Annotated in this window: 22 protein-coding genes; 4 read left to right on the top strand and 18 right to left on the bottom strand. The window is 46.0% G+C overall.

All coding sequences use genetic code 11. From position 1 onward, the window contains the following. Positions 1–233 (top strand): hypothetical protein (locus tag HMPREF9698_RS09105; RefSeq protein WP_218914958.1); only part of this gene is annotated, 233 nt, incomplete at its 5' end. A 44-nt stretch (positions 234–277) separates the two neighbouring features. Here HMPREF9698_RS09105 and HMPREF9698_RS07375 read toward each other — a convergent pair. From HMPREF9698_RS07375 to HMPREF9698_RS07350, 6 genes are all read right to left on the bottom strand, one after another. Then, positions 278–1,270, bottom strand: coding sequence for a nuclease-related domain-containing protein (locus HMPREF9698_RS07375; protein ID WP_003778890.1), 993 nt, complete (start codon positions 1,268–1,270; stop codon positions 278–280). A gap of 244 nt (positions 1,271–1,514) precedes the next feature. Then, a complete protein-coding gene (locus tag HMPREF9698_RS07370; RefSeq protein WP_003778887.1) occupies positions 1,515–2,471 on the bottom strand; it encodes an ABC transporter permease in 957 nt (318 codons plus the stop codon). Beyond that, positions 2,471–3,535 (bottom strand): ABC transporter permease, encoded by a 1,065-nt coding sequence (locus HMPREF9698_RS07365; RefSeq protein ID WP_003778885.1) that lies wholly within the window; start codon positions 3,533–3,535, stop codon positions 2,471–2,473. The genes HMPREF9698_RS07370 and HMPREF9698_RS07365 overlap by 1 nt, the downstream gene beginning before the upstream one ends. Further along, positions 3,516–5,099, bottom strand: a complete 1,584-nt coding sequence (locus tag HMPREF9698_RS07360) for an ABC transporter ATP-binding protein (protein WP_003778883.1) — start codon at positions 5,097–5,099, stop codon at positions 3,516–3,518. Before HMPREF9698_RS07360 ends, HMPREF9698_RS07365 begins: the two co-directional genes overlap by 20 nt. A 143-nt stretch (positions 5,100–5,242) precedes the next feature. Beyond that, the gene (locus HMPREF9698_RS07355; protein ID WP_003778881.1) at positions 5,243–6,340 is read right to left on the bottom strand and encodes a BMP family lipoprotein; all 1,098 of its coding nucleotides are present in this window, start codon (positions 6,338–6,340) and stop codon (positions 5,243–5,245) included. A gap of 342 nt (positions 6,341–6,682) precedes the next feature. Continuing rightward, on the bottom strand, positions 6,683–9,091 hold the full coding sequence (locus HMPREF9698_RS07350) for an FtsK/SpoIIIE family DNA translocase (protein WP_003778879.1): 2,409 nt from the start codon (positions 9,089–9,091) through the stop codon (positions 6,683–6,685). A gap of 332 nt (positions 9,092–9,423) precedes the next feature. Here HMPREF9698_RS07350 and HMPREF9698_RS07345 point away from each other — a divergent pair, with 332 nt between their 5' ends. Beyond that, positions 9,424–9,795: an acylphosphatase gene (locus tag HMPREF9698_RS07345; RefSeq protein ID WP_003778878.1), complete on the top strand. Its 372-nt coding sequence runs from the start codon at positions 9,424–9,426 to the stop codon at positions 9,793–9,795. A 77-nt stretch (positions 9,796–9,872) separates the two neighbouring features. Further along, positions 9,873–10,841 carry a membrane protein insertase YidC gene (yidC, locus tag HMPREF9698_RS07340; protein ID WP_051011814.1) on the top strand — a complete coding sequence of 323 codons (969 nt, stop codon included), beginning with the start codon at positions 9,873–9,875 and terminating at the stop codon, positions 10,839–10,841. A 43-nt stretch (positions 10,842–10,884) separates the two neighbouring features. On the opposite strand, the gene HMPREF9698_RS07335 is transcribed toward yidC, so the two are convergent. From HMPREF9698_RS07335 to gndA, 3 genes are all read right to left on the bottom strand, one after another. Beyond that, entirely contained in the window at positions 10,885–12,405 is a 1,521-nt protein-coding gene (locus tag HMPREF9698_RS07335) for a HAMP domain-containing sensor histidine kinase (RefSeq protein ID WP_003778874.1), read from the bottom strand. Continuing rightward, positions 12,402–13,091 (bottom strand): response regulator transcription factor, encoded by a 690-nt coding sequence (locus tag HMPREF9698_RS07330; RefSeq protein ID WP_003778872.1) that lies wholly within the window; start codon positions 13,089–13,091, stop codon positions 12,402–12,404. Before HMPREF9698_RS07330 ends, HMPREF9698_RS07335 begins: the two co-directional genes overlap by 4 nt. Before the next feature lie 199 nt (positions 13,092–13,290). Next, entirely contained in the window at positions 13,291–14,733 is a 1,443-nt protein-coding gene (gene gndA / locus HMPREF9698_RS07325) for an NADP-dependent phosphogluconate dehydrogenase (protein ID WP_003778870.1), read from the bottom strand. A gap of 194 nt (positions 14,734–14,927) precedes the next feature. On the opposite strand from gndA, the gene HMPREF9698_RS08850 reads away from it, so the two are divergent. Then, entirely contained in the window at positions 14,928–15,104 is a 177-nt protein-coding gene (locus HMPREF9698_RS08850) for a hypothetical protein (protein WP_003778868.1), read from the top strand. A gap of 95 nt (positions 15,105–15,199) precedes the next feature. Here HMPREF9698_RS08850 and recN read toward each other — a convergent pair whose 3' ends face one another. The 9 genes from recN to HMPREF9698_RS07280 form a co-directional block, all read right to left on the bottom strand. Continuing rightward, positions 15,200–16,879, bottom strand: a complete 1,680-nt coding sequence (gene recN, locus HMPREF9698_RS07320; protein WP_003778866.1) for a DNA repair protein RecN — start codon at positions 16,877–16,879, stop codon at positions 15,200–15,202. Between the two features lie 252 nt (positions 16,880–17,131). Then, positions 17,132–17,938 carry a TlyA family RNA methyltransferase gene (locus HMPREF9698_RS07315; RefSeq protein ID WP_003778864.1) on the bottom strand — a complete coding sequence of 269 codons (807 nt, stop codon included), beginning with the start codon at positions 17,936–17,938 and terminating at the stop codon, positions 17,132–17,134. Beyond that, positions 17,931–18,824, bottom strand: a complete 894-nt coding sequence (locus HMPREF9698_RS07310) for a polyprenyl synthetase family protein (protein ID WP_003778862.1) — start codon at positions 18,822–18,824, stop codon at positions 17,931–17,933. The genes HMPREF9698_RS07315 and HMPREF9698_RS07310 overlap by 8 nt, the downstream gene beginning before the upstream one ends. A gap of 9 nt (positions 18,825–18,833) precedes the next feature. Then, complete coding sequence (locus HMPREF9698_RS07305; RefSeq protein ID WP_003778860.1) at positions 18,834–19,103, bottom strand: exodeoxyribonuclease VII small subunit; 270 nt, start codon at positions 19,101–19,103, stop codon at positions 18,834–18,836. Continuing rightward, positions 19,093–20,457 carry an exodeoxyribonuclease VII large subunit gene (xseA, locus tag HMPREF9698_RS07300; RefSeq protein ID WP_003778857.1) on the bottom strand — a complete coding sequence of 455 codons (1,365 nt, stop codon included), beginning with the start codon at positions 20,455–20,457 and terminating at the stop codon, positions 19,093–19,095. The genes HMPREF9698_RS07305 and xseA overlap by 11 nt, the downstream gene beginning before the upstream one ends. Positions 20,458–20,520: 63 nt before the next feature. Further along, on the bottom strand, positions 20,521–21,021 hold the full coding sequence (gene nusB / locus HMPREF9698_RS08545; protein ID WP_003778854.1) for a transcription antitermination factor NusB: 501 nt from the start codon (positions 21,019–21,021) through the stop codon (positions 20,521–20,523). Continuing rightward, positions 21,014–21,421 (bottom strand): Asp23/Gls24 family envelope stress response protein, encoded by a 408-nt coding sequence (locus HMPREF9698_RS07290; RefSeq protein WP_003778852.1) that lies wholly within the window; start codon positions 21,419–21,421, stop codon positions 21,014–21,016. The genes nusB and HMPREF9698_RS07290 overlap by 8 nt, the downstream gene beginning before the upstream one ends. A gap of 26 nt (positions 21,422–21,447) precedes the next feature. Beyond that, on the bottom strand, positions 21,448–22,005 hold the full coding sequence (gene efp / locus HMPREF9698_RS07285; RefSeq protein WP_003778850.1) for an elongation factor P: 558 nt from the start codon (positions 22,003–22,005) through the stop codon (positions 21,448–21,450). An 18-nt stretch (positions 22,006–22,023) separates the two neighbouring features. Continuing rightward, positions 22,024–23,085: a M24 family metallopeptidase gene (locus HMPREF9698_RS07280; RefSeq protein ID WP_003778848.1), complete on the bottom strand. Its 1,062-nt coding sequence runs from the start codon at positions 23,083–23,085 to the stop codon at positions 22,024–22,026. Positions 23,086–23,215: the final 130 nt, after the last annotated feature.

Genomic DNA, 23,215 nt, shown 5'->3' with positions numbered 1-23,215 from the left:
TTGTCGCGTTATTACGCCAGAACTCGTTTATTGCTCACCGATTGTCGCGTTGTTACGCCAGAAGTCGTTTATCGCTCACCGATTGTCGCGTTATTGCACCAGAACTCCTCTATTGCTCACCGATTGTCGCGTTACCGAACCTAACTCTGACTTTATTAGTAAAGCTGTCGAATGCTATTAAACTTGCTGGAGCAGTTAACTTAAAGAAAAAGTTCCTTATTGTAGATTACTAAGCAGTAAATACTAATTAGCATTGTCTACTTCTAAGGAACGATGATCAATAGATATTAAATTTATCATGGATAATCTTATAAAGGGCAGAAAAATTATACATTTTTGTTGATGGTACATAGTGACGAGCTTTAGGCAATTTTTTGTTTAGTAAATGCGAAATTCTATCCATAATAAACCTTTTACTCAACAGCCCACCACTATACTGGTGGATATCATGGGTTCGGATAGGGGTGTTCTGGTCCAAGATAGAGAGTTCGCCGATTAAGTTCTGCAAGGCCTGGGTTTTGCTCCTTGCATGCCCGCAGTCTCGGCACTTGATTTGTTTGTAAGACGGATAAGTGTCCAAAGATCCGCACTTGTAGCACAGGATCCCCGGGGGCAAGTCCCGATAATCAAAAGCATAATTTTTGTGGTAAGGATTGTCGGTTTCAAACCGCTTTATTTTTTCCAACAAGTTTGACGGGTTCTTTTTATAAGAGGCGCCTTGTAGGCTTTGGAAATGAAGCTTAAGTTCGTTGCGCATCAAGACATCACTAAATTGGTCCCGGTCTTTAAAATAGCAGTCCTTATTGATCATGACCAGATGGTAAGTTGCCTGGCCTTGGTAGCCGATCAAAGACAGCAGGCTGTTAAACCGGGATTTAATGGCCCTCACCTGGTTGAAAGGATTGCTGGCAAGCGGCTGGCCATTGTAGGAAAAAATATCATTTTGGACCTGACAATAAGCCGGATAATTTTTAACCTCGTAAACATGGATATGGCCGGGAGTGATTAAAATGGCATCCAGCTGGGTCAAAGTTCCCAATTCAAAATGAAAATCTGTAAGATAGTCCCAGGAGTCCTGGGCGAAAGTCGAATAAATCTCATCAAATTGCCTTTCGCCAGCAAAACCCTTGATCAGTCGTTGGACATCGCTGGCGAAAGCCTTCGTTCGCAAAGTTTTTACCACTTCTGCCTGCAGTTCTCGGCTAGGCTGCCGAATAAAGTTTAACTTCCTGTCCATCATCTGTTTATTATCTACAGTTCTCGTTTCCAAAATCTCACCTTCTTTTTACCGTTACTAGTATATACGCAAAAAAGGGCTGGCTTTATTTTTATTTTTGAAAAAATTAGCTGACCAACCGAACTTTAAAAAATTTAAGCCAGCTAGGGCAGAAAAAAGGACCCTTCATTTGAACTTGATTTGGGTGTCACCAAGCTCAAATAGTAAGGAAGCCAAACAAAACAGCTACCACTAAAAAGTGACAGCTGCTTTTTTTCTATAAATTTTGCCTGCTCCCCTATTTGCTCTTCACGAAAGTGTCGCCTAGGTATTTAGGAGCTTCAGACTTACCAATGAAGACGACAAGAACGATAATGGTTAAGAGGTATGGAGCAATGTTCAACCAAACTGTCGGAACATCTTGGATGATAGGGATGTAATTACCAGTATTAGCCAAACTTTGGGCGAAACCAAAGAAGATGGCTGCCCCCATAGCCCCAAGAGGGTTCCACTTGCCGAAGATCATGGCTGCTAGGGCCATAAAGCCTTGACCGGTAACGGTTAAGAAACCAAATTCATTGTGGATGGCTTGGGACAGGATGGCTCCCCCTACCCCAGCCAGTAAGCCAGACAGCATGACACCACAATATTTCATTAAGTAAACATTAATCCCCATGGTTTCAGCTGCACGAGGGTGTTCTCCAACTGACCGCAAGCGGAGGCCAAACCGAGTTTTAAAGATGATAAACCAGGCTAAGACGGCTACCAAAACACCCAGGTAGGCTGGTCCTGATGTCCCGGTAAAGAAAATGTCCCCGATAACTGGAATTTGACTGATTAATGGAAAAGTTTGGGAAGGTAAAGGGCGAGGCAGTGGACCTGTTTGAGCGGCTCCATAAATAGCCCGGACCAAAAAGACTGCAAGACCCGGTGCTGCCATGTTAAGGGCGGTACCTGAGATAATGTGGTCAGCCCGGAAGTGGACGGTAGCCAAAGCATGGAGCAAGGAGAAAATTAGACCAGCTAGCCCGCCGACTAAAAGTCCGATCCAGGGGGTCCAAGGACCTAATTGACTGGCAAATTCCAGGTTGAAAACGGCAGAAGCAAAGGCCCCAATGACCATAATACCTTCCAAACCAATGTTGACAATCCCTGAACGTTCAGAAAATGCTCCGCCCAAGGCAGCAAAAATCAAAGGTGCTGCATAAATGAGACTGGAAGACACGATTAATTGTAAAAGCGATAGGACATCCATTAGATTTGACCTCCTTTTTTGCTTGACCGGGTAAATAAGCGTCGGATGATGTAATTAGCACCAATAAAGAAGATGATGCCGGCTACAATTACATCGGCTAGCTCATCCGGCACACCGGCACCATTTGGCATAAAACCGGCCCCAATATTCAAGATCCCAAGTAAAATGGCTGACAAGAAGGTCCCAAATGGGTTGCCTAAGCCAAGTAGACCAACCGCAATCCCGTCAAAGCCTTCTTGAGGCAAGGCAGATTGGACGAAAATATTACGGAAGGTTCCCAGGCCGTGGATGGCCCCGCCCAGACCAGCCAAGGCCCCACTGAGGACCATGGCTAGGATAATATTTTTCTTGGTACTCATTCCAGCGTATTCAGCTGCATCACTGTTCAAGCCAACTGCCCGAAGTTCAAAACCAGCAGTCGTCTGTTTCATCAAGAACCAAAAGAGGACTACACAAAGAATGGCTAGGAAGAAGCCTAAGTTAAGTCGAGACCCAGCTGTCAAATTAGTTAGGAAACCCAGAGCCAAGCTGGCATTCTCACCAACAATTTCGGTCCGGTTCCCCGTAGCTAGCACATTCCGGATCATGTAATTGGAAAAGTGGAGGGCTGTATAGTTCAGCATAATGGTCACAATGACTTCATTGGTACCAAAATAAGCTCGAAGGAAGCCTGCGATCCCAGCCCATAAAGCACCGATCACTAAACCGACCAAGAGGAAGACAGGGACAGCTAGTATTTTCGGCATGTCCGGGAAAAGCAAGGCAAACCAGATGGCAAACAACCAACCCATCAGCAACTGCCCAGACAAGCCAATATTAAAGAATCCTGCCTGGTAGGCCATGTTAAAGCCAAGTCCAGTTAGGGTGAGGACGGTTGCCTGTCTTAAAGCTTCACCGAAGAAATACGGATTGGTTAAGACATTGGATAGCATGGCATTGTAGGCATCAAGAGGGCTGTAGCCAAAGAAAAGCATGATTAAGGCCCCAAGAATAAAACCAAAAACGATGGCAATGAGGGGGATTATAATCGCATGAAGTAAGTTCCTATTTTCTGCTTTGAACATTTTCTGCCTCCCGTCCTTCTTCTTCCTTGACTTGGTCACGGGCTTGGTCGAGGGGAACCCCTGCCATTAACAAGCCCAGTTCACTTTCATTGGTCTGGTCCGCTTGAACTGTTGCAATAATATTGCCATCATACATAACGGCGATCCGGTCTGAAACATTTAAGACCTCATCCAGTTCAAAACTCATGAGCAAGACTGCCTTACCTGAGTCTCTCTGTTCCACCAAACGTTTGTGGATATATTCGATGGCTCCAACATCCAAGCCCCGGGTTGGTTGGGCTGCAATCAAGAGTTCGGGATTACGGTCCATTTCCCTTGCAATAATGGCTTTTTGCTGGTTACCACCTGACAAGGCTTGGGCTTTTTCCTTAGGTCCTTGTGAGCGAACGTCAAACTCATCAATCAAACGCTCAGCATGTTCCTTGATGCTGTCATGATCGAGGATACCGCCACTGGAGAAAGGAAGTTGATAATAGCTTTGTAGGACTAAATTTTCCTCCAGGGTCATGTCCAGGATTAAGCCGTAGCGTTGGCGGTCTTCTGGAATGTGGCCGAGGCCTTGTTCGGTAATTTGTCTGGGCTTTTTGTTCTTAATATCAAACTTGTTGAGGTTGATTTCGCCTGATTCAATGGGTTTTAAACCTGCGATAGCCTGGATCAATTCGCTTTGGCCATTGCCGTCTATACCAGCAATCCCTAAAATTTCACCGGCTCGGATATCAAGGCTTAAACCCTTGACTGCTTCCAGACCTCTGGAATCTTTGACCACTAAGTCTTCAAGAGATAGGACGATTTCCTTACGCTTGGCTGGCTTTTTATCCACCCGGAAATTAACCGACCGACCCACCATCATATCAGCTAGGGCTTGGCTGGAAGTCGATTTAACGTCAACCGTATCGATACTTTGACCCCGGCGAATAACCGTACACCGGTCAGCCACCTGCTTAATTTCATCTAATTTGTGGGTGATGAGGATGATGGACTTGCCTTCAGCGGTCATGTTCCGCATAATCTCCATCAATTCTTCTATTTCTTGGGGGGTTAAAACGGCGGTTGGCTCATCTAAAATTAAGATATCTGACCCACCGTAAAGGGCCTTGATAATTTCCACCCGCTGCTGCATGCCGACTGAAACATCCCGGACGACAGCCTTGGGGTCGACCTTCAGGCCGTAGCGGTTGGACAGGTCTTCGATCCGTTTACGGGCAGCCTTTTGGTCTATGTAGCCAAACTTGTGCTCTTCCCGACCCAACATGATATTTTCGGTAATAGTAAACTTATCGACTAGCATAAAGTGTTGGTAGACCATGCCGATTCCGTATTGGCGGGCTTTTTCGGGTGAAGAGATGGATACCTTTTCCCCTTTAACCCGAATCTCCCCACTAGTGGGTTCCAGTAGGCCAGATAATATATTCATTAGGGTAGACTTGCCTGCCCCATTCTCTCCGAGCAAGGCGTGTACTTCCCCTTTTTTGACTTGCAAATTTACCTTGTCATTGGCCTTAAAGTCACCAAATTTTTTGGTGATATCGACCATTTCAATGACATTCTCATTTTGAGCCAAAAGAATCCCTCCTTAACTTCCTTGCTTCTATAGTATAACTTTCTCAAAAAAAGCGCTAGCCTTAAATGAGACTAGCGCTTCATTTTTTGCTCAAGACTTAGCCTTAACCCAGTAGGACCTGGGCAAAAACTCTTAATCAGTTCCTATTCTTCAGAATCCCATTCTTGGGAGAATTCAGGCACTTCAATTTCACCATCTAGAATTTGTTGGCGGACATTTTGAACTTCTTCCCAAACATCAGCTTCCATGTTCCCTTCGACAATATCTACACCATCATTGGCTAGACCGTATTGGATGTTTTCACCACCAGGGAAACCTTCGGACTGGGTTTGTTCAACTGAAGAAACGATGGCATTGCCAACTTCTTTAATGGTAGAAGTCAAGGTTAAATTACCACCAGACCATTCACCTTCAGCTTCTTGGTCCCGGTCTACTCCGATAACCCATAATTGTGTGTCAGACACGTCTTCCATCCGGTTACGAGCTTCAGTAAACAAGCCGTTCCCTGCAGCACCAGCTGCGTGGAAAATAATATCAGCCCCAGAAGAGTACATGCCGTTAGCGATTTGTTGGGCTTGGGCTGCATCCCCAAAGGACTCAGCATATTGAACGTCCACTTCAATGGTGTCGTCCACGTGTTCAACACCAGCTAAAAAGCCAGTTTCGAAGCGGTCAATAATTGGACTTTCAATACCGCCGATAAAACCAACTTGACCGGTTTCAGTAGTCAAGGCCGCTGCCACACCAGCTAGGAAAGAAGCTTCATGGTCTCCAAAGTTAAGGGAAACCACATTGTCCAAGTCAACTTCATCGTCTACGATACCAAAGTATTGGTCTTCATTTTGTTGGGCGATCTCTTCAATTGAGTCCCGGAGCATAAAACCGATACCGTAAACGATATCGTAGCCCCCTTGGATGGCCTGGTTCAAGTTAGGGACAAAGTCAGAAGTATCATCAGATTGGAAGTAAGTAGATTCATTGCCGGTTTCGTCTGACCACTCTTGCATCCCTTCCCAAGCAGATTGGTTAAAGGACCGGTCGTCAACCCCACCTTCATCGGTAACCATGGCAATGGAAAAATCACCACTTGCTTGGTCACCACCGCCTTCTTGACCTTGGTCTTGTTCTTGGTTTTGGGCTTGGTCTTGGTCTGGGTTTTCACCAGCATCCTGTCCTTGGCAAGCTGCTAAAAGCATTGAAGAAGCAGCTAGGCCTAAAAGGCTTTTTAATTTTCTTGACATCATAAACCTCCATCAATCTATTTAATGTAAATTTTTTGTAACGCTATAAGTATCATACTTTCAATAGCAAGAAATGTAAAGGTTTTTTTATACAAAAGCAGAAAAAATAATCAGTTTGTTTTCGCTTACATTGTTATGAAATAGACAAGCTTGGTCAAAAATGACTAAAAAACGAACAATGCATTAATCATTTAATGCATTGTTCGTTTCATATTTTTTCTTCTGGCAGTCATTTTACAACATACTAGCCTGAATCTTTCATTTAGTCCGAAAATCCCTCTGCCCTACTTTTTACCTTTGGGAATTTGACAAAGCATCCATTTTGAATCAGGTTAGCCCGGTCTAGTCTGCTGGATCAGCTGGGTCTTCAGAAACTTGGTTAGGACTTGGGTCATCTGGGTCTGAATCTAGGCTTTCAAGGAGGACTTGTCGGGGTTTAGACCCTTCATGGGGACCGACTACGCCCCGGGCTTCCATTTCATCGACAATCCGGGCAGCCCGGTTGTAGCCAATTTTAAACCGGCGTTGGAGGAGAGAAATGCTAGCTGTTTGCAATTCCACCACCATTTCCACCGCATCTTGGTAGTATTCGTCCTCTGGTTCTTCTTGGCCAGATGAGTCTTGGTCAGTTGGAATCATTTCCTCAATGTAATTGGCATCCTGCTGGTTTTTGACGTGGTTGACGATCCGGTTGACCTCATCATCGGAAATGAAGGCCCCTTGGACCCGGCTGGCCTTGTTGGCTCCCATGGGCTGGTAGAGCATGTCGCCCCGGCCCAGTAATTTCTCAGCCCCGTTGGAGTCCAAAATGGTCCGGGAGTCAGTCCCGGAAGAAACAGCAAAGGCCATCCGGGAAGGGATGTTAGCCTTGACCACTCCCGTAATGACATCCACACTGGGTCTTTGGGTGGCTAAAATCATGTGGATTCCCGCTGCCCGGGCCATTTGAGCTAGTCGAGTGATGGCATTTTCTACTTCATTAGAAGCTACCATCATCAAGTCAGCCAACTCATCGACAATGACCACAATATAAGGCAAGGGCAAGCCTGCCTCCCCATCTTTTGCCTGGTTTTTCTCTTGGATAAACTCATTGTAGCTTGCCATGTTCCGAGTCCCAGAGGCAGCAAATAATTCATACCGTCTTTCCATTTCTTGGACCACCTTGTGTAAGGCCTGGGCCGCTTTTTTAGGGTTGGTTACCACTGGGGTCAAGAGGTGGGGAATTCCATTATAAATGTTCAATTCTACCATTTTAGGGTCAATCATCATCAACTTCACTTCATTGGGTTTGGCCTTGAGAAGGATACTGGCAATAATTCCATTAATGGCAACCGACTTACCGGACCCGGTAGCCCCCGCAATCAAGAGGTGGGGCATCTTGGCCAGGTTGGCGATCTGAATATTACCGGCGATATCCCGGCCAATCGCCACTTCCAAGGGGTCAGTAGAGTCCTCTGAGCTGCCCTCAACCACTTCACGGAAGGAGACCATGTTAACGTGGTTATTAGGAACTTCAATCCCAATCACTGCCTTGCCCGGTATGGGGGCTTCCATCCGGATATCCTTGGCAGCCAAGGCCAGGGCAATATCATTGGAAAGATTGACGATTTTAGACACCTTGACCCCGGTAGCTGGTTGGATTTCATACTTGGTCACTGCTGGGCCAAGGTTGGCCTTGACAACCTTGGCATCCACCCCAAAGCTTTGGAAGGTGTCTTCCAGCTTCTTAACATTGGCTTCAATTGTATTGAATTCTTGGCTTTGGTCTTGGTCTGGCACTGGGTCTAGCAAGCTTAGAGGCGGTAGTTTGTAATCTGTATTTTCCTCCTCACTGATGTCCAAGTCACCAATGTCCGAGTTGGCATTGTCTTCTTCTTGACTTCTTTCTTTTTGAAGCGGGCTAGCCTGTTCTTGCCCCTCAGTATCAGGCTTGTCCTGGTGGCTGGCTGCAGGACCCCCATAGACGGATTCAATTTCTAGTGCAGATTTTTCTTGACTAGTTTCTTGGCTAGCTGATGCTGCTTCCTGGGCCATGAGGTCTTTAGCTGAACTAGCTTGACGGTTAGCCTTGGGATCCTCTTTTGCTTGAGATTGCTTGCTGGTTTTGGCCTTTTTAGACTTGCTTTTTTTTGAAGCTTGCTTGCTCTTGGCTCTAGAAAAGACTTGGTTCAACCACTTACCGGCTTGGACCAAGCTATCTCGAGTAGATTCCAAAAATATATTGTAGGAAAAGTCGCCCAGGGTCATAATCCCAACAAAGAGGGATAGGAAGATAACCAGGAAGGTCCCTGGAGAACCCAGGAGTAATTGGAAGACTTCAAAAAATCCGGCCCCGATGATTCCCCCTCCCAGATTCAATTCAATGGTATTGGTTAAAACCTCTTGGCTTATGGCCTGCCAGGTCAGGTTGGTTAAGCTGGTCTCGCCTCCCACGAAATCACGGAAATAATGCCAGTGCATAAAGATTAAAACAGATAGGTAGACCAGTAAAAAACCCAGGTTAACCCGGTTGGTCAGTTTGGGGAACTTTCCTTTAAAAATAGCATAGAGACCAATAAAGATAATGGCCCCAGCCAGGATGATATAAGACTCCCCAGTTAAGGCCCTTAAGATATTAGCCAGGAAAGTACCTAGAAAACCAAATTGGCCTACTGCAAAGGCACTGACTAAAACAAGGACGATGCCTATGACTTCTGTTGGAAATTGTCTTTTTTTACGTCGCTTACTGCTTCGACGTCTTTTTTTTGCCATCTTGCATGTCTCCTAATCTACGTAATCGAAATTATTATAGCATGAATACCAGGTCGAATAAATATAACAGCCAGGTCACCAAGGGAAGTTCAGCTTCCCCTTATTTAATAAGACTAGCTAACTTCATTCAAGTGTCGCATCATAAGCAAGGCCAACTCCCCCCTACTTAATAAGACCTATGCGCCACCGAGCTTAGAAAGATAAGTCTTGAGCCAACTTCACCTGCTTAAAAAGGCCGGTCACTAAAATTTTGAACAGAAATACCAAAAATGAAATGAAATGACAGCCGATTTTCCTTATAATGGATAAAATGATGCAAAGGAGTGTCTCTCATGTCTTCTATTCTAGATAATTTTTTTGATAAAGGAAAAAACCGAAAGTCAAATGGCCAAGTCAGCTACCTGAATGACCGACCAAGCGGGGATGGCCAGGTCAAAATCACCGCCCAAATTACTGGCCAGGTCCAGGGAGTGGGCTTCCGTTTTTCTACCCAACAGGCAGCCCAAGAGTTAGGCGTTGGTGGCCTTGTCCGTAATGAAAGTGACGGCAACGTCTATGTGGAAGCTAATGCTGACCCTGAAACCATGGATGAATTTATCGAACGGCTCCGACTCGGCCCTTCCCCAGCAGCCCAGGTGGACCGAGTTGAAGTCACCTATGCCCCTGACCTTAAGGAAAGAGACAAATTCACCCAAGCCAATTGAAAAAATCCCTCCAATCAGCTATGATAAGGCTTGTGGCTTTAGGCCCAACCATACTATAGATAAAGGGTGAAGCAAATTTGAAAAAGAAATATAAAAGATGGTTGTTTGCTGCGAGTCTTGTCCTAACAACCCTCTTCTTATCTGGCTGTATGCGGTTGGATGAGAACAATGAGCCAGTAGGATTTTTCTCTGAATTGATGTACGACTACTTGGTAGTCCCCATGGAGGCTCTCTTGGACTGGCTGGGTGGCTTCTTTGGTAACTATGGTTTGGCGATTATTGCCATTACCGTTATCATCCGGATCATCCTCCTGCCAATTACCTTAAACCAACAAAGATCCATGATGAAGTCTCAGATCCAGATGGCGGATATCAAGCCGATTATCGACGAGATCCAAGCTGACTTAAAGGAAACCAAGGACCCAGCCCGTAAGCAAGAATTGAACGAAGAGTTGATGCAAGTTTACCGGGACAATGATATCAATGTCTTCGGGCAAATGGCAGGCTGCCTGCCCCTCTTTATCCAAATGCCCATCTTCATTGCTATCTTCCATGTCTTCCGCTACTCTGAAGCCATCGCTTCAACTGAATTTTTAGGCATCCAACTAGGGTCTCCCAGCATCCTCCTAGCCCTCATTACGGGTGGCCTCTACTTTATGGAGTCCAAGATGATGCAAAAACGAATGCCAGACCAAGCCCCTGGTGGCGGTGGCATGACCCTTATGATGCCCGTTATGATGGTCTTTATTGCCATAACCTCTCCTTCAGGCTTAACCCTCTACTTCTTGACCTCAGGTATCTTAGGCATCCTCCAATCCTACTACTTAAACAACTTCTTTAAACCCAAACTTGAAGCCCAATTGAAGGAAAAATATGGGGACAAAAAAGTTGTTGGTCGGCGACAAAGACCAAAAACCCAAACCTCAACTAGCCAAGCTGGCTCAGTCAGTGGCCAAGACAAGCAAGAAGACAAACTGGCTAAACAAAAACAGCGAAACCGAAACCGGAACAAGGGTAAACAAGACCACCACCGGTCCCAGCAATAGTTAAGACACAAAAAGCTTTGAGCACGAGCTCAAAGCTTTTTCTTTATTCTTTTTTCTGCCCCTTTGAATCAGTGAAGTCTTGGTCTTTAGCCTGGTTTTGAAGGAGTTTTAATTCAATACGGAAGACGGACCCGCGGCCGGGGACACTGTCGACCGAAATAGTGCCGCCGTAACCATTGATCAATTGTTTGGCTATGGACAGACCCAAACCATTCCCGCCTTTTTCCCGGCTTCTAGCCTTGTCCACCCGGTAGAAGCGGTTAAAGATCTTCTGGCTATCTTCTTCACTGATGCCTTCACCAAAGTCTTGGACGGCTATTTGGACCCGGTCGCCACTGGTCGCCAAAGACAGGTGGACTTCCTTACGGTCCTTGGAGTATTTGACGGCATTGTCTAAGAGGATGATCAAAACCTGCTCTAAATGGTTGCGGTACATATTGACAATGGCTTCCCCTTCCACATCAATATCCAGGTTAAAAGTAAAGTCTTCATGAACCAATTGGAAGTTATTGTGAAGTTGAGAGACCAACTGCTTGACATCAGTCCGCTCATCCTTGTACTGGATATCTACTTGGACAGCCCGAGACAAGTCCAGCATTTCTTGGACCAGGCTTTTCATCCGTGAAATTTCTTGGACGGAAGCTTGGATGGACTCTTCTAAGATCTCAGGGTCATCCTTGCCCCAACGCTCCAATAAGTTTAAGTGGCCTTCCACGATAGCTACTGGTGTCCTTAATTCATGGGAGACATCTTCAACAAATTGCTTTTGACTGTCAATGTTCTTTTGCATCCGGTCAATCATCTGGTTGTAGATGCTGGCTAATTCAGCCAATTCATCTGAACCTGCTACTTTCAAGCGTTTTTCTGATTCCGGCTCCTTGATGATCCCAGCCATGGCATTTTTTAAGCGCCGGATAGGGCTCAAAAAGCGGTCAGAAATAAAGAGGCCTAAAAAGACACTGAGGACAACCACTAAAAGGCCGATAAAGAAAATGCTAGAGATTATCTGGCTAATCACATGGTGGAAGCTGGCCAAATTATTGATAATTTGAATATAGCCGATTCTTTCCTGGCTGGTCTCTGACACCAAGGGCTTGACCCCCATCAAGGAAAAATTAGGGTCATCACTGACGGGGCGGAGGATAAACTTATTGGTCACCTGGAAGGGGTAGTCATTGGCACCAATGGCGTAGACTTCTTTGCCATCTAAATCGAACAAGCGTAAGCTCAACTTGGAGATGGCCCCCTCCCTATCTCCAGACCGGGAGTCAGCTTGGTCATACCGGTCTCTGAAGGTGTTCACCGCCACTTGTTGATCTCTAACCAGGTTATCAATATTCTCCTCGGTCACTTCTTCCTGGAGGGGCTTTAAGACCTCCTCGGCATTCCCCATGGCAATTTCAATTTCCTGGCTTTCCTTGTCTAAGACCACCTGTTGGGTCGAATAATAAACCAGCATGGCAAAGATCAAGTAGACAAAAATGATCGTTGCCGAGATGATAAGGGACCATTTCCACTTAATAGAGAGTCGCTCAATATTCAGCCCTCTCCCCTTTAGTTTCATGTCCGCATCACATAACCGGTACCTCGAACCGTTTGAATATAACTTTCGCCAGTTGGACGGTCAATCTTGTTTCGAAGGTAGCGGATATAAACATCGACGACATTGGTTTCAATGTCCGATTCATAGCCCCAAACTTCATTCAATAGTTTTTCCCGTGATAGAACCACGTCCACATTTTCCATCAGTTCAACCAAAAGTTCGTATTCCCGCTTGGTGAGTTCAATGACTTCATCATCGCGGCGGACAATCCGGTTTTCTTTCTCAACCACCAAGTCCCGGTATTCCAAGATAGTCTTTTGCTTTTCTTGGATGGAAGACTCGATGTCGATACGGCGGAAAAGTGCCCGCATCCGGGCTAATAATTCTTCAATAGCAAAGGGCTTGACCAAATAGTCATCTGCCCCGTGGTCAAAACCAGACACCCGGTCAATAACGGAGTCACGGGCGGTCATCATGATAATGGGAACCTCACTTACTTGGCGGACCCGGCGAGCTACGTCGATCCCGTTTAATTCCGGCAACATCAAGTCAAGCAAGATAACATCCCAATCTTCTCCATTGAGTGCTGCTTGCAAGCCAGACCGGCCGTCAAATTTTACGGTTGGGGCAAAGCCTTCGTGCTTGAGTTCCAACTCAACGAAACGAGCCAAGTTCTTTTCGTCTTCAATGATTAATACTTTTTTCATTACTCTACTCCTATACTAAAATTTTGCTATTATCATAGGGGTGATTCCTCTTATATTCTATCACATTTCCAAACCGAAATTCACCTATATCTTAACATCAAATTAAAAAGTTTGGGGCAATTTTCCCCAAACTTTTTTGAAAATATTTTGAATTCATGGCAAAAACTTACTTTTTTATAGTAATTGCTTGGCCTGAATCCTAGTCGTCTGCGACTACTTCCCCTTGGTCGCCATACCAATCAAAGTGGTAACGACCTGGCTTGTCCACTCTCTCATAGGTGTGGGCCCCAAAGTAGTCTCTTTGAGCTTGGATGATATTGGCTGACAATCGTTCAGACCGGTAGCTATCGTAGTAGGCAATTGCGGATGAAAAGGCTGGAATTGGGATGCCAGCTTGGACAGCATGGCCTACAATTTGACGAAGGGCAGGCTGGTAGGCAGAGACAATGTCTTTAAAGTAGTCATCCAAGATAAGGTTCTTTAGGTCTTCCTGATTGTCATAGGCTTGTGTGATGTCTTCTAAGAACCGGGCCCGGATAATGCAACCCGCCCGGAATATTTTGGCAATTTCACCTAAATGCAGGTCCCAGCCGTATTCCTGGGAGGCATTAGCCATTTGGGAAAATCCTTGGGCGTAACTCATGATCTTGCTAAAGTAAAGGGCCTGGCGGAGTTTTTCCAAAAAGTCGTTCTTGTCTCCCGTAAATTGACTAGCTTCAGGCTTAGGCAGGATTTGAGAGGCAGCCGACCGCTCTTCCTTGAAGGCCGAAATATAGCGAGCGAAGACGGATTCAGTAATCAAAGGTAGGGGTTGGCCTAGGTCGAGGGCGGACTGGGAGGTCCACTTACCGGTCCCCTTGTTTCCTGCCCGGTCTAGGATCACATCTACCATGTAGTCTCCGCTTCCCGGGTCCTTCTTGGTCAGGGCATCAGCGGTTAACTCAATTAAGAAGGAGTCCAATTCGCCTTCATTCCATTCTTTGAAAGTTTGGGCCATTTCTTCATTGGTCATGCCCAAATAGTCCTTCATAATAGTATAAGACTCACCAATCAGCTGCATGTCCCCGTACTCAATCCCATTGTGGACCATTTTGACATAGTGGCCAGCACCGTCAGGCCCGATATAGGTCACACAAGGCTGGCCATCAGATGGGGCCTTGGCTGCAATATCTTCCAAGATTGGTGCGACCAGGTCGTAAGCTTCTTTTTGGCCTCCTGGCATGATCGAGGGTCCTTTTAAGGCGCCTTCCTCGCCACCGGAAACCCCTGTCCCGATAAAGTTAATCCCTGCCTGGCTTAATTCCTTGCTTCTTCTCATGGTATCTTGGTAGTTGGTATTCCCCCCATCAATCAAGATATCACCCTGGTCCAGGTGGGGGAGCAGGGATTCAATGGTCGCGTCAGTGGCATAACCAGCCTTGACCATCAACATGATCCGGCGGGGTTTTTCGAGCGAATCGACAAAATCTTCAATGGTATAAGTCGCTTGGATATTCCGGTCAGGGAACTGGTCTTTGACAGCCCGGGTCTTGTAGTCAGACCGGTTGTAAATGGAAACGGAATAACCCTTGCTCTCCACATTCAAGGCCAGGTTCCGTCCCATCACTGCCATCCCAATCACACCAAATTCTTGTTTGTCCAAATCATCTTCTCCTCTCAAGATTGCTTTCGTATTTAGACTCTTCTTTATTATAAATAAGATCTCAAGGCTTAGCAATTTTTCTTTCCCTTGTCAAGAACTTGGCACACCAATTGACTAAATCACAAGATTGTCAACTTGACAAGACTAGGAGTCTTTCGCTAAACTAAGCTTATCCATGTAAAAGAGGTGATGACATGTCTTCTGAGCCAAGCCACAAAACCGATAAAAAAACCAAAAAAGACATTAATAAACAAGCTGAAAAGAAAGCTAAAAAAAGTGGTACTTCTACCTTTGTCAAGGGCTTTATCATCTTTATCTCCATTGCCATGGTAGTCCCACTTTTAGCTAGCTTGATCTTCCAACTCTTTTAAAGAGGCAATCGAGGCAGGAGTCCGTTTTTGGGACCCTGCCTTTTTGTTTTTTATTAGTATCATTATTGGGGCTCTTCCCTTTAGCCATTTTAAGGCTAAAGGCCTTTTTTGAGTAATTCCCGGGCTGCAGACAGACTAGCTGGCGTGGTTTGGTCTCCAGACAGCATACGGGCAATTTCTTCCACCCGGTCTTCTTCAGACAAATGACTCACTTGGGTCTTGGTCCGGTCCCCTACTATTTGTTTGTTGATGTAGAGGTGTTCATCGGCAATCGCCGCAACTTGAGGCAGGTGGGTAATGCATAAGACTTGGGACTGGTCCGAAACCCCGTGGATTTTTTTGGCAATCGCCGAGGCTACCCGACCAGAGACCCCCGTGTCCACCTCATCAAAGATAATAGAGGTAATACCTTGGGAACTAGAAAAAATCGTCTTCATGGCTAACATCATCCGGGACAATTCCCCACCAGAAGCTACCTTGTTGAGGGGCTTCAAAGGCTCTCCCGGGTTGGTCGAAATATAAAAGGCCAGAGTGTCAAAACCATTGGCATTCATATTCTCCAGCTGGGCCGGTTTTTTAAATTCAACCGAAAATCGGGCCTTGTCCATGTAGAGCTCTGCTAGTTGGTCAAGGACAGCTTGCTCCAATTGCTCCGCCTGGTCTTGGCGGACCTGGTGGAGTTTTTGACCCAGGTCGACCAGGTCAGCTTCCAAACTGTCGACCTGGTTTTGAACCTGGTCGATATTGCCTTCATTATGTTTTAAATTATAGAGCTCTTCTGAAGCATTGTGGTAATAGGTCAAGACTTCACTAATGGTGTCCCCATACTTCCGTTTCAGCTCTTGGATCGACTTGAGCCGGTCTTCAATTTCATACAGACGGCCTTCATCAAATTCCATCTGGTCCAGCTCATTTAAAATATCGGAACTCGCCTCTTGGACCTGGTAAAAAAGTGAAGACAGGGTGTCCGATATGGCTTCATAGTCCTTGTTGACCGATGCAATATCGGACAACTCTTCCATGGCCATTCCTAATTTTTCCACGGCATTGCCTTCAGAAGCCTGCAAGGCATCATAGCTTAATTGGAGAGACTGGGAAATCTTGTGGAAGTTGGCTAGCTTGCGGGATTCAGCTTCCAATGCCTCATCCTCTCCTTCTTCCAAGTTGACAGCCTCAATTTCCTTGACTTGAAATTCCAACATGTCAATCCGTTGGGCATACTCTTTTTCATTGGCCTGCCATTGTTGTAGTCTTTTTTTGACTTTTAGGTATTCTTCCCGCTTGGCCTGGAAGACTTGCTTCAAGTCCTTGATTGCTTCACCAGCGTAATTATCCAATAGCTCAATATGCTGGTCCGCCTGCATGAGCTCTTGGTGCTCATTTTGGCCATGGATATCAATCAAGTTGGAAGCGATTTCTTTTAAATTAGCCACAGTGACCATAGACCCATTGACCCGGCAAACATTCCGGCCACTGGCAAAAATTTCCCGCTGGATCAATAGAATATTGTCTTCTAAGCTGATGCCAAATTGGTCCAAGATGGGGGTGAATTTATCCGGGTTCAGGACCAAAAATTCACCTTCTAGTTGGCACTTTTTAGCCCCGTGGCGGACAAATTCTGCCGAGCCACGACCACCAGCCAAGAGACCAACCGCATCAATGATAATGGACTTGCCGGCCCCAGTTTCTCCGGTTAAGACCGTCATCCCATCATAGAAATTCAGATCCACTTCCTCAATGATAGCAAAATCTTTAATATGCAAGTCTTGAAGCATGTCATTCCTCCTGACTAGCTTGCTTGTCAACGAGATCTAGCGAAAGAGCTTAGACCTTATTATATTATTTGCAAACTCTCCTTCAAGTCTTAACCCAGATCTTGGGAAAATTCTTCATGAAGCAATTTATAGCCTAACCTTTAAGTCATATCCCAAAGCTTGGGGCAAAAATTCCTTTTAAAGCCAATTGTAGCCGTATCCTCAAGCCTAAGATCAAGGCTTGGATAAAACAATTCTTCATTAAACATTGACTTAGAGGTCTAAAGACTGGTCAATGGCCTGGTCAATCATGGGTTGAATATTTCGGTCTTGGTCACTGGCATTACGGAGGAGGGCGATGAACTCAATATTCCCCTTGCCCCCCTTGATGGGTGAAGCTAGGAGGCCAAGGAGGCAGTAGTGGAGCTTAGTCATAAAGGCGGTCGTAGCCTCCAGTACCTTGCGGTGGACTCCTGGATCCAATACCAGGCCACCCGGTTGGACATCTTCCTTGTCAGCTTCAAACTGGGGCTTGATCAAGGCAACTGCCAAGTGACCAGGCGGCAAGATCTGGGCCAAGTTTTCTAAAATGGGATATAAGGATATAAAAGACACATCCATCACAGCTAGGTCGGGTTGGCCCGCTCGAAAGTCACTTAACTTGCAGTCCTTAAAATTGGTCTGTTCCATTACAATGACCCGGTCGTCCTGGCGCAAGGACCAGACAAGCTGGTTGGTTCCCACATCCAGGGCATAAACCAGTCCTGCCCCATGCCTTAAGGCCACATCGGTAAACCCCCCTGTTGAAGACCCAATGTCTAGGATAATTTTACCCTCAAAGTCTAAGTCAAAGCTGTCAATAGCCTGCTTGAGCTTGAGTCCACCTCGGCTGACATAGGGGTGGTCGGGGCTTTTGATATAAAGCTGGGTTCCTTCTTTGACCTGGTAGCCAGGAGTTGGGACTTGGCTTTCCTTTACGGTATACACCCGACCCGCCATGATAAGGGCTTGGGCCTCCTTGAGGTCGTCCAGGAGGTCTTGGTCTAACATGGCTTGGTCTGCCCGGATCTTCTTAGCCATCCCAGTCACCTTCTAGGTTTAAGCTTAAGATAAAACTTTCTAAGATGGACTTGTCAAAATGACTGGCCTTTTCAATTTCTTTCAATAGTTCTAAGCAAGAATGCAAAGACTGAGCCAGCTGGTCTTTGGCCCCTTGGATACCAAGTAAGCTAGGGTAAGTCGACTTGCTTAAGTCTTGGTCCGACCCCCTAGGCTTGCCTAAGTCACTAGAGCTAGCGGTCAGGTCCAAGATATCATCTCGGACCTGGTAGGCTAAACCCACTTCCAGGCCCAATTCACCTAAAAGCTGGCAGGTATCTGGGTCTTTTTGGGCAATCAGTCCGGCCCCCTCCAGGGTAAAACGCAAGAGTTGCCCGGTCTTTTTGGCATGGATGTCCGAGACTTGGTCAAGAGAGAGGTCTTCTCCTTCGCCAGCCAAGTCTAAAGCCTGGCCTAAAACCATTCCACTAGGACCAGCCGTTTGACTCAAGAGCTGGGTCAATTTAATCTTGGTCGGATCACTAACCGGAGTCGATAAGATAAGCTCAAAGGCCAGGGTCAACAAACCATCTCCCGCCAAGATGGCTAGACCCTCCCCATACTTTTTATGGTTACTGGCCTGCCCCCTTCTTATATCATCATCATCCATGGCAGGTAAATCGTCATGGATTAAAGAATAGGTATGGATTAATTCGACTGCCCCAGCAGCAGGATAGCCTAGCTGGGGGTTAAAGCCAAAAGAAGCCAAGCAGGCTAAAAGCAAAAGAGGCCGGACCCGTTTACCAGGTGAATAAAAGGAGTAGGCCATGGCTTCTCGCAGGGCCGTTTTGCCTAAATGAGAAAAAAGTCCTTCTAGGTAGGACTCAAAGGATTGGCTTTCCCGGTCCTTAAAAGTGGTAAAATCCATTTGATCCTCCTATTCCTTCTCCTCTAAGTCGGCTCCGTCTTCCCCCTGGTCTTCCTTCATGACTTCAAAGAGCAATTGGTCGGCTTGGTCTAGTTCTTGCTTTAGTTTCCGACTCAACTGAATGCCTTTTTGGAACTTGTCCAAGGCTTCTTCTAGGGGGATATCCCCTTGTTCAAGCCGGTCAACAATTTGCTCTAACTCTTTAAGGGAGGCTTCAAAATCCAAATCCTCTTGAGCTTTGGCTTCCTGGAGGTCTTGTGGCTGATTTTCATTGGTCATGTTTGTCTACCCCTTTCTCTTTCCTGATGCTTAGGATCTTGGTTTCTAGCTGGCCGTCAGCTAGTCTGACGGTTAGATTTTGGTCCTTACTTGCCTGGTCAACACTTCTGAGAACATGGCCTTCCTGGCTAGCATAGGCATAACCCCGGCTCAATATCGCAAGCGGTGACAGGTGGTCTAAGGCTTGGGTTAATTGGGCTAGGTCCCGGTGTTTTTGATCCTGGATATCCTTCATATTCTGGTCTAGCTGGTCTTTGAGGGACTGGCTTCTGAGCTTCAAGGCTAGGATATATTTTTGGAAATGGTCAGGATTGATGGTCTGGTCTATTTCATCTATTGCCCGCTTATAATGGGCTAAGATCTGACGGAAACTTCGGTAAAGGCCACTGGTTAAGTGGTCAATATTTTGGATATAGCCTTCATATAAGCGGTTAGGCTGCTTGAAGATATAAGATTTATGGATGCGGTCCAGGGCCTGGCGACGGTTTTCAACCAGGCGGCGGGCATGGTGGTGTAAAAGGCGGGTATATTCTAAAATTTGGTTGTTGATATCACTGAATAATGGAACAGCAAGTTCAGCTGCAGCTGTTGGAGTGGCTGCCCGGACATCTGCTGCCAAGTCAGACAGGCTAGTGTCCGTTTCGTGACCGACGGAAGAAATAATAGGTGTTTGGGCTTGGTAAATGGCCCGGACAACCTTCTCATCGTTAAAACCCCACAAGTCTTCGATGGATCCACCACCCCGTCCAACTATAATCGTATCAAAGCTGGCAGATTCATCCGCCCTGCGGATATTTTTAACGATAGACGAAATAGCTGACTTGCCTTGGACTCTAGTCGGGAATAAGACCAGTTCAACAAGGGGATAGCGTCTCTCTAGGGTCGTTTTAATGTCCTGGATGACAGCCCCGCTCTCACTAGTGACCGCTGCTATCCGCTTGGGGAATTTAACCAGGGGCTTTTTGTGGTCTGACCTAAACAAGCCTTCCTTTGCTAGAGCTTTTTTGGTCTGTTCTAAAGCTTGGTAGAGGGCCCCTACTCCATCTGGCTGGATGTCACTCACGACTATTTGGTAGGTTCCCCGCGGGCCATAGGTCGATACCCGTCCCTGGATCAAAACACTCATCCCATCTTCAATCTTGAACTTGACCCTTTTAGCATTGGACCGGAAGAGGACAACAGAAATGACATTCTGGTCATCTTTTAAGCTGAAATATTGGTTGGCATTAGGCCTATTCCGCCCTGAATTAGAAACCTCACCCTTAATGTAGACCGTCCCTAGATAGGGGTCCTGGTCAAATTTCCGTTTGATGTATTGACTTAATTGGCTGACCGTTAAGTACTCGTAATCCACATGACCACCCTTTCACTGGCTAAAAGGGGCTGTGACTGGTCAGTCAAAGCCCCTTATTCTAGCTTATTTGCCTGCTTCCTTGCTGTCTAAAATGGCCTGCAAGACCCCATTGATAAATTTGCTGGACTTGTCATCATTAAAACGCTTGGCTAGCTCTATGGCTTCATCAATAACCACACTAGGGGCTAGGTCCTCTTGGAAGAGAAGTTCATAACTCGCAACTTGCAAGATGACGTGGTCGGTTTGGTCAAGTCGGTTTAAGCTCCGTTTTTTTAGCTGGGGGCCAATCTGCTTGTCCAAATATTCTTCATGGTCCAAGACCCCGGCAGTTAAGGTCAGCAAATAATCCAAGGCATCCTGGACAATAGCTTTAGTCTGGTATTCTTCTGGCAAGTTCGCTTGGACCAGGTCCCCTAAACTGGCTTGGTCACTTGCTTCTCCCTGGCTAGCCAAAACCTGAATCAAGGCCTGGTCCAAGGAGACTTGGGGCCGGCTCGCCTTGAGGTAAAGGCTTTGATAGGCTTTTTCCCGGACAATACTCCGGACAGCAAGTGGCTTAGTCATCCTTTAAAGCTCCAGCCTTAGACTTTTTGATTTGATTTTCGGTCACAATAGAGACCACATGAACATTCACTTCAGCCAGGTTGATATCAGCCATTTGGTAAACTTGGTCTTTGACTCTTTTTTGGATTTCCAAAGCTACCTTCGGCACATTCACACCATAAGTGAGGTTGCAGTAAATATCCAGGCTGATGCCATCTTGGTCATGGGTCAAAGCCACCCCATTTTTGTAGTAAGATTGACCAAACAAACGTTTCACATCAGCAGAGAAATTTCCTTTTAAGGCAAAGACCCCTTCTACTTCGTTGGCTGCAATGTGGGAGATAACTTCCAAAACTTCTGGTGCTATTTCAATTGCTCCAGCAGATTGCCGGCTTGATCGAGTCCCTTGTATATTTTCCATATGAATAACCTCCTCAGATTCCTTCCTTAGGCACGGGAGTTGTAAGAGCCGTCATCAGTATTGACAACAAGGATGTCTCCTTTGTTGATGAAGAGAGGAACTGTGATAACCGCCCCTGTTTCAAGGGTAGCTGGTTTAGACCCGCCTCCTTGGGTGTCCCCACTGATGTTAGGAGTGGTCTCTGTCACTTCCAGCTCTACCTTGTTTGGTAGGTCTAGTCCTAGGACTTCAGATTCAAAGAAGATAATATCCACTTGGGTATTCTCTTTTAAGAATTTCAGCTCTTCCTCGATCAACTGCTCTGGAATTTCGACCTGGTCGTAGTTTTCCGTATCCATAAAGACATGCATGCCTCCATTGTCGTAGAGGTACTGCATGGTTTTGCTTTCAATCATGGCTTGTTCAACCTTGTCACCTGCCTTAAAGGTGATTTCTTGGGTCGCTCCCGTCCGCAAGTTTTTTAATTTGGACCGGACAAAGGCTTGCCCCTTACCTGGCTTAACGTGTTGGAAGTCCAAGATCTTCCACAAGCCCTTATCATATTGAATGGTCATACCATTTTTAAATTCATTGGTTGAAATCATTGCTAAACATTCTCCTAATTATAAGATAATGAGTTCTCTAGTCACCGTCATCAATTCTTCATTGCCGTCTTCAGTGATAATGAGGTCGTCTTCAATCCGAACCCCACCAAGGCCAGGCAAGTAAATGCCAGGTTCGTTGGTGACAACCATATTGGCTTGTAAAGGCTCAGGGTTTCGTTTGCTTAAGACCGGGTCTTCGTGAACATCCAAGCCGATACTGTGGCCTAAAGTGTGGCCAAATTGGTCGCCGTATCCCGCCTGGGCAATGTGGTCTCGAGCTACCTTATCTAGTTCTGCCCCAGAGATACCCGGTTTAGCTGCTTGGGCTGCCAAACGGTTGGCTTCATAGACAATTTGATAAATTTCCTTCAACTTATCACCAGGATCGCCTAAAGCAAAAGTTCGGGTCATATCAGAGGCGTAGCCCTTGTAATAGCACCCAAAGTCAATGGTGATCATGTCACCCCGTTCAATTTTCTTGTCACTGGCAACCCCGTGAGGCATAGCTGACCGTTTGCCACTGGCCACAATCGTGTCGAAAGAAACACCGGAAGCTCCCTTGCTACGCATAAAGAAGTCCAACTCATTAGCTACCTGGATTTCCGTCATCCCTTCTTCGATATAATCTAGAATATGGCGGAAGGCTGCCTCGGTAATCTTAACGGCCTCTCTTATAGTGGCCAACTCCTCAGGGTCTTTAATCATCCGCAGTCTTTCAACCAGACCAGAACCAGGCTTGAGGTCACTTGGCAATTTTTCTTTCATTTCCTGGTAGAGGGAGTAAGTGACATGGTCATTCTCAAAGGCTAAATTATGAATTCCATCTTGGCTCAGGAGGTCTCCTACTTGGCCAATGATGTCACCCGAGTGTTCAATAACGGTCATGTGGCTAGCTTGGTCTTGGGCCTGCTCAGTATATCTAAAATCAGTAATAAAGTAAGCCTTGTCTTGGGTAATCAAGCTAAGACCGGTTGTCCCGGTAAAATTAGACAGGTATCTCAAGTTAAAGGGACTAGTCACCAGCAAACCACCTATGTCCTGGTCTATTAGCTTGGCTTGTACTTTCGAAACTCTCGACATTTTATCATCCTTACTTTCACGTCTTGTATAAAAAAGAAGAGTGGTATACACTCTTCCATTATAGCAAAGGTTGATTCAAAAAGAAATTAACATAATTGGTAAAATTCCACTTAAAATGGTCGGAAAGTAG

Source organism: Alloiococcus otitis ATCC 51267, assembly GCF_000315445.1.
Classification (GTDB): Bacteria; Bacillota; Bacilli; order Lactobacillales; family Carnobacteriaceae_A; genus Alloiococcus; species Alloiococcus otitis.
Note: the sequence above shows the minus strand (reverse complement) of the source record. Positions and strands in the feature narration are given on the sequence as shown.